This window comes from Flavobacterium azizsancarii (genome assembly GCF_027980145.1).
GTDB lineage: Bacteria > Bacteroidota > Bacteroidia > Flavobacteriales > Flavobacteriaceae > Flavobacterium > Flavobacterium azizsancarii.
Window position 1 is genome coordinate 42,114 of sequence record NZ_JAMZNK010000043.1, and the last position, 7,505, is coordinate 49,618.

Annotated in this window: 3 protein-coding genes; all 3 read right to left on the bottom strand. The window is 34.4% G+C overall.

Annotation, left to right across the window (positions count from 1 at the left end):
• Window positions 1-16 precede the first annotated feature (16 nt).
• From NJT12_RS19740 to NJT12_RS19750, 3 genes are read right to left on the bottom strand one after another with little or no spacing between them, the layout of a single operon-like run.
• On the bottom strand, window positions 17-6,466 hold the full coding sequence (locus tag NJT12_RS19740) for an FG-GAP-like repeat-containing protein (RefSeq protein ID WP_271337642.1): 6,450 nt from the start codon (window positions 6,464-6,466) through the stop codon (window positions 17-19).
• Window positions 6,467-6,470: 4 nt separating this feature from the next.
• Window positions 6,471-6,647 carry a hypothetical protein gene (locus tag NJT12_RS19745; RefSeq protein ID WP_271337643.1) on the bottom strand — a complete coding sequence of 59 codons (177 nt, stop codon included), beginning with the start codon at window positions 6,645-6,647 and terminating at the stop codon, window positions 6,471-6,473.
• 3 nt (window positions 6,648-6,650) lie between these two features.
• Window positions 6,651-7,103, bottom strand: coding sequence for a T9SS type A sorting domain-containing protein (locus tag NJT12_RS19750; RefSeq protein ID WP_271337644.1), 453 nt, complete (start codon window positions 7,101-7,103; stop codon window positions 6,651-6,653).
• Window positions 7,104-7,505: the final 402 nt, after the last annotated feature.

Consider the following 7,505-nt stretch of genomic DNA (forward strand, 5'->3'; position numbering starts at 1 on the left):
ATTTAATTTCATGTGATTAAAATGCATAAGTATAAATAATTACTGCTGCTGCTTCTACTGTCGTTTCTTCAGCTAATAAAGGTATCGTCTGGGGTTGTACTAATCCCAAAATAAATTTACCTACGAGCAAAACAGTATGGCCACCTGGCCTAAAAGCAGCATCAAAGCCAGCACTTTTTCCTTTTAGTCCTCTAACGTTATAGTGATAACCTATTCCATCCATACCGAAACTGGTACCTTGTGAAGAATATTGGTCAGATGGCCACATAAATCTTAATCTATTATCTTTAGGTCTAAAATTTAAATTATATCTTCCTAAATTAAATTGATAGTTTCGTCCCTCATCTTTACCATTGAAGAAAGTGTCATTCACATCAAACATTTTTTGCGTACCAATTCTCAAAGACACGTAAGTTTTTAATTTAAATTGATCGCCTAAATTAGAGTTCCACTGTCCTTTTTTACCAGTTTGATGTGTTGATGTGTAAGAAATATTGTTGGGCAAACTCACATAATTACTCATATTAGGCGGAGGTGGGGGAGGGCCAGAGTTTTTATGACCTCCGCCAAATATATTTCTAAGGCTAAGTTTCTCCCTACGCCATTCATCCCATTTATTGAAATTTAAATTTCTGTTTGCCCAGTCTTTAATTCGCCAATTATCCCAATTTTGGGCTATAGTTGCGACCCCATTAGCAATAGCTGCAAACCAGCCGCAATCTACACAATCTTTGCCTGGTCCACTTCCTTGTGCTAAATTACCACTTGGATCTGTATATAAAAGCGGATTGTTCAATACATATCCATACTGATTATAATTTTGCGTATTAGTAGGATCTTGTATAATATTATCAACCTGTAAGAACCTATGAATCATAGGGTCGTACAATCTTGCATTCATATTTATAAGTGCAATGCTCTGCAAGTGTTCATGACCTGTATAGCCTCTGTCCAAAATTGTTAATCCGGCAAGATGATTTCCTGCTCCATCCTGCACTTGTATAACACTTCCCGAAGCATCAAATAAACGTTTTTCAACAATTGATCCGTTTGAATCAGTGACAGCTAAAATACTCCCTTGATAATCTCGATGTAAATATAAATATTCTGGAGAATTTATGCCATCACTTTTTACTGCAATAGGGGCACTATACCCGTCACCCCCAATATACGTTAGAAACTCGATATTACCAGTAGCTGTATTCTGCTTAACTTCCATACTTCCGTCAGCAGAATAGTATTTTCGTAATGGTCTGTCCATTTTTTCCACTTGCTGACTTCCATAAAACATCATGCTGCGCTGATTGTTGTCATTGTAGAGGAAATTTATTTTATCTACACCAGTTTCGTCAATTAGAATTGGGCTTTTAAAAGCGTTATAAGTTATGTTTAATTTTCTGTCTGGTGTTGGTGTATCACTTGTTTTACGAATCTGTACATCATCATACCACATGTTTCCATAACCGTTGTTATCCAGGCGAATGTTTAATTTTTTGATATTAGGCTGGATTAAAACTGTCTTTTCGATTTTATACCATTGATTTGTGACATTTGTTATTTGGTTGCTGATATCGGTAAAATATCCTGCTTCTGACGGTGTTCTCATAATTAAAAAAATCTCTGCCTGTGGGCCTTCAGAATAAACCCAAGCCGAATATGTGTATTCTGTCGGAACTTCATTATCTATGGCAATCCATTTATCATTATGTACATACTGCTCCGTGGAAGTACTATTTGTCATCTTTAGTGATGTTGCACCCGTATATGCATTGGAATTATCATATGTATAAAACGAATTGTCTGGATAAGCTGCCGGTCCCCATGTATTTTTGTCTTCCATACTGTCATTAAAAATCCCTTCTCGGTTTGCATAATAGCCAACACCTTCCGGCGCCAGTGTGATAGAGGTATTTTGGTAGGGTTTTGATGGCTCATATTCATAGCTACCTAGGTTATTACTGCTTATTTTTCCTGAAGCATCATAGTTTTGAGTTTCTTCGATACCCAATTTATTAGTGAACTTCTTTAATCTGTTTATGTCATCGTATTTAAATGTTTCGGTATAATTTCCAAAAGCACTATTAACACGATTGTCTAGATTATCCGTGTTTTTGTCAAAAAGGGTCGTAAGGGTTAGAATATTCCCTGTTGGAGTTGTCGTTTTATCATGTTGTATAGACGATAAATAGCCATTAGAATCGTAATTATTGGTCACTTTTATTCCATTACCTAATACACTTTCTTTTATTTGCCCTTTAGCAGTAAAGGTATTTACTTGCCAAAGTACATTATTGTTTGCATCTAAAATTTTATATAGTTCACCATTTTTATACTCATTTTTAGTAACAATAGCACTGGTTTTCCCCCCTACCTGAGCGGTTTTTGTTTCAATAGAAATCCTTCCTAGTGCATCATATTCGAATGAACGTGTAAATTTTGATATGCCGGCTTTTTCTTCAGTAATAGACGTTGCTCTTTTAGTGGCATTATCGTAAATTATTGTAGTAACAATTTTATTGGACCCTGCAGGTTCATTTTTATCCTCGTACGTGATAGTTACTGGTAATTTTGATCCATCATACTCATATGTAGTTTCACTGCTCGATCCACCTCCTGCGATTGTCTTGGTTAAGGGTCTGCCGCTTGTATCGCGGATAATGGAAGTAATTACATTTCCATTTTGTGATTTTTCTTCTGTAAGCTCATTAAAATCATTGTACTTATAATTGAAAACACCTGCAGAAGGATCGGTAAGTTTTGTTTTTCGCCCCCAGCCATCCTGTTCCATTACAATATTGACGCCATTGTAATTAGTCTGCCTTAAATTCCCATTCGCAAAATAGGAATAGGCAATCGTTCCTCCTGTTGGCTCATATGAGGAAATTATATTCCCAATGGCATTTTTTGTTATTTTTTTGGAGTTTGCTCCATCTGTAATAGTAGTAGCAAGTCCTTCATATAGGGCAGTTGTAGTCCTCCCATTGAATAATGTATTTTCAATTGGTCTACTGTAAATATCAAATTTGGTTTCATTCCATTGAGATGCACTTGCTCCAAAATACGGTTCACTAATTTTATAATTTCGATCGTAAATATCATATACGAACGACACGTAAGAAAATGTGCCATTTATATCTTTTGTACCTACCCTGATCTTTCTGCCCAGATCATCAAATATATCCTCAGAAGAACTGCCGTCTAGTACGTCAGTTGTGGTTGCAATTGTTGTTTGCGATCCATTTTGTGCACTATATGACTTGGAGTATGTTGTCGTCACTGTTTTATTTAACAGATCGTCTGTAGCGGTTAACCTTTTAAACCATGAATCATAGGTATATGATACTGACTGGGCATATGGATTTGTTTCTTTCTTTAACAAACCGCTATCTAAATAATACTCAAATGTTGATATTAATGCATCGTTATCAGTTTTTTTTGTCATGAATCTTCCCGATGTATCATACTCAAACCAGGTACTTCTTGCCCCTGATAATGCAGAGGAAATCATTCTTTTCGTTATATTTCCAAAAGAGTCATAATCAAAGTGTTCTGTGATGGTGGATGTACCAGTTGCGCTTTTGGATATATCAGATAATAGGTAACTGGAATTGTATGTGTATGATTCATTACTTGTCATGGTATGCCCGGACACTACACTACTTCGCGTTTTACTGGATGGCCTGCCTAGTATATAGAGGGGATTTGAAACTGGGGTTTCATATACCATACTGGTCTCATTGGTTTGAAGACTGGACGATCCTTCCTTGGTCTCCGTTTTGGAATAAGTAATATTACTATAAGAGTCAAAAATGTTGGTAGTTTCAGCACTTGTGTTATCTAAGGTGTTTACTGTAATTGAACCTGTATTTTGTATTTTAAAAACCTTATTTCCCTGTAATGCAAGATCAGCAGTTGCGGGTGTGTACGATAAGGTTGATTTTGTAGTATAACTTGAAGGGGAAAAATTACGGTATGGATAAGCTAAATAAGGCAAGAAGTAACTATCAGTTTCTGCTCCTCTTAGCCTAATATTTGAACTTGAAATAGTACAGGTTACGGGATTTGAGTTATCATACCAGTTGGTTTCCATAATAGATCTAAACCCTTGAAATCCTAAGCCTTCTAAATTTGTCACAGCGCCATAATAGCCATAACGTTTCATCTTAGATACAGAAGCACTCTTTTTTTCCAATAACGTTACAATTTGAAAATCAGGAGAAGAAACTATATCAAAATAAGGATATTTTTCTGTTGTCAAACTTGAGTTATAAATACTGTTATAGCTGTATTCATAAATTGGATCTAATGATTGGTATGTAATAAATTCCTGGACGCCATTTCCATAGGTTATCGTTTTTAACAAGCGATCCTTATTGGTGTTTTTAGGGGAATTAAAGAAATGAAGTTTATTATTGTTGATAAAAGCGATTTCAAAATGAGGATTTTTTTTATCGGTTGATGGAAGAAATATTGGCAATGCATATATGTCTATGCTTGACTGCGGTGTAGTTATTGCACTTTTTGTAGTATAGGTGTAAAGTTGGGTTTCCGATACTGCGGTTATTTTTATCGTGCCTGTTCCTGTACTGCTGTTCCGGCTGTTTTGCACTATTGTCAAGTCAGATTTTCCATCATTATCGTAATCTGATGCAAAGTAGTTATATGAATTGTATGGGTCATTGAGTATAAAGTTTCCCATAATTTTATATTCTTTAATAAAAACAGTACCAGTAGATTTATACAAATACCATGCATCGTTTTGCTCAACTGGGAGCATGAAGTCAGATTTTCCATCACCATTATAATCGCCAATAATAATTGGTCTGTTGATATTAATGGAGGAATCGTATAATTGAGCTTGAGCTAATATAGTAAATTGATTGTTAGAATCTAATGTATATACATTTACAGATCCAGAATCGAAAACGTAAATATCTGATTTCCCATCGCCATTAAAGTCAGCAACAAAAATTTTGCTGCTAAAGCTAAGATATAGATTGCCCGCTGTATTTGTATAATTAGTAGTTAATCTTTTATCCAAGTTTATAAAGAAAAGCTGTCCACCATGATAAGTATATTCATAAGTTGAACATCCTGAAGTAAACGGATAGGTAAATGATTTTTCGTAAGCGACAATATCTGTTAAGCCGTCCCCATTAAAATCTCCACTGATGTAGGCGTGTGGAATATCACTTTCATAATGATAATGAATAGACCCTGCTCCGTTAGTTGTTAGATTTTTTGCCTGTATTTTTGCCGTATTTGGGTTAACAATATCCGGAGACTCGCCTCCACATTCATTGTTATAGTCCAGAATAAATCTAGGGAATGTATATGTTTTTTGATCTTGCTGAACAAATGAAGATGAGGGAGAATAAGCGTATGTCGTAAAAGTACTTCCCTGAACCACAGTCCAACCTTGAAGAGGCATTAGATAATCCTGATAATTGATATAGTTTACAGCAAAAATCTCATCAAATGTATTGGAAAAAGATAGCGGAGCTCCGAAATTAGGCATAGTCTGAGCACTCGTATTAGGTGATATTCCTGAGAACATCCACATTTTTTTCTTAGCGCTGGCACCTGTTAGAGGATATAATATGAAATCCATACTGCCATCGCCATCAAAATCTCCTGTGACTGTAGAAGCATTGAGTGAAGAAAGGTTGTCTACATTTAAAATCGTAGGATTTGAAATATAATTAATTGCAGTATCAGTATTCTCATAAGAAAAAACAGTTGGATTTAAACTTTTAGTTTTATCTCCGTTTTTTTCTGTTATCTTCCACAGTAGGTTGTAACTTTGAGATGTCGTTAAATATTCAAGAAAATAATTTCTAAATCCGATATTATTGCTTAGGGTGTTGATTTCAAGCAATCTTTTGTTTCTTGTAATATTCTGCCCGCCAACATAATAACTTTCGGGACGAGAGATGGATTCATAAATAAATTTTATCTCATTTATAGGAACTGTTGAGCCAGTAAAGCCATATTTTATTGAAGTAATTTCTAGCAGATTATTTGTGGAATTGTAGTTGTAAATAATTTTAATCCCTTGAACATTTTCCCAGGATGTAATGGACCATTCGGTTACAGATCTTGAATCAGTTGAATTGCCATAGTATGCTTTTGATCCGTCAGGATATTCGACTAAGAAGAAAGCTGGTCCATAACTTGCACCGTTTGGATGAACTCCATAAGATTTGACTTTTATATTAGAAAATATTTCTGTTTCATATTCAGTGCCATCTGCTCCGTAGGTTTGAGAAATATTTTTTAAAACAAGTCTTTGGCCATCAATAGCGAAACGATCTACTGCATTAAAATCAACCCCATCAATTATTCCGTCATGAGATTTTGTGGCTGGTATTCTAGATATAGAAGATATCCCCGAAATATTCCATCCATATCCGGCAGCTCCAACGCTGCCTTGACTATTATAAGAAATGCTTATCTGCGGTTCCACACCATTAATCCCCGGGGGGGGCAAGAATTGGTATCGAATAAGATGCTCCTCCTGAAAGGTTAACGGAAAGATTTCCATCCGTAATTCCAACATCAGTAGAACTTCCAGTTGGGTTTACCTGTGCTGAAACAAAAGAGCTTAAACTGATAAAAAATAAGATTGAAAAGTAAAACTGTTTCATATGCTATTGCTTAATAATTTTGATTGTTTTTTGTTCTCCATTATTGTATGTCAGCGATACAATGTAAACACCTGTTGGTAAATTTTGAAAAGGAATATTTTGAGAATTAACTTCTTTTTGATTTTTATAAGACAGTAATGACTGACCATTAATACCAGTTACTACTATTGATGTAACGAAGTTTTCATTGATTAGATCCCATTTTAAATAAAGCTCTTCCTTAACAGGGTTTGGATAGTATGAAATAACATCGGTGGGAGAAAATTTCAATAAATCCTCTTCTTCGATAGCTTCAATTTCTTCAGTGTTTTTTGAAGTTTTTGAAGATAAGCAGTTGATGCAAAGAGTTCTATTTACTTGGCTCCCAGTAAAAGCATCGTAAGAGAATTTGATTTTATCCTGTGCGTGTGATAAAGAAATATATCCTAAAAAGAGGAGAGAGAAAAGATTCTTCATATTGTAAATTATTTAAACGGTTGTTTATTGCTTACAAATAAAGAGAAAAAACAAATGTAATATTATGCTTATATTATTTTTACCTAATGATTAAAAATATCGATTAAAAGTACTATTTTATCGATATAATGATTTGTAAAAATCAAGTACGTATTAATTTAATAAAATTTTAACATTTCAATTCCGATCTAAATTTAATTTGTAAGATCATATATGATATTTGAAAAGAAATTTAAATGTGTTGCTGTCCGATTCTGATTTTATTGCTAATAAAAATAATTTACTTTATATTGGGTATTTCGGTCGGACCGTGCCACCCATTTCGGTTGAAATGGTGCCACTTTGAAAGAGATTACAATAATACAAAAAAGTTTGTTCAGTTTAAAAATTTGCTTTTCTCAT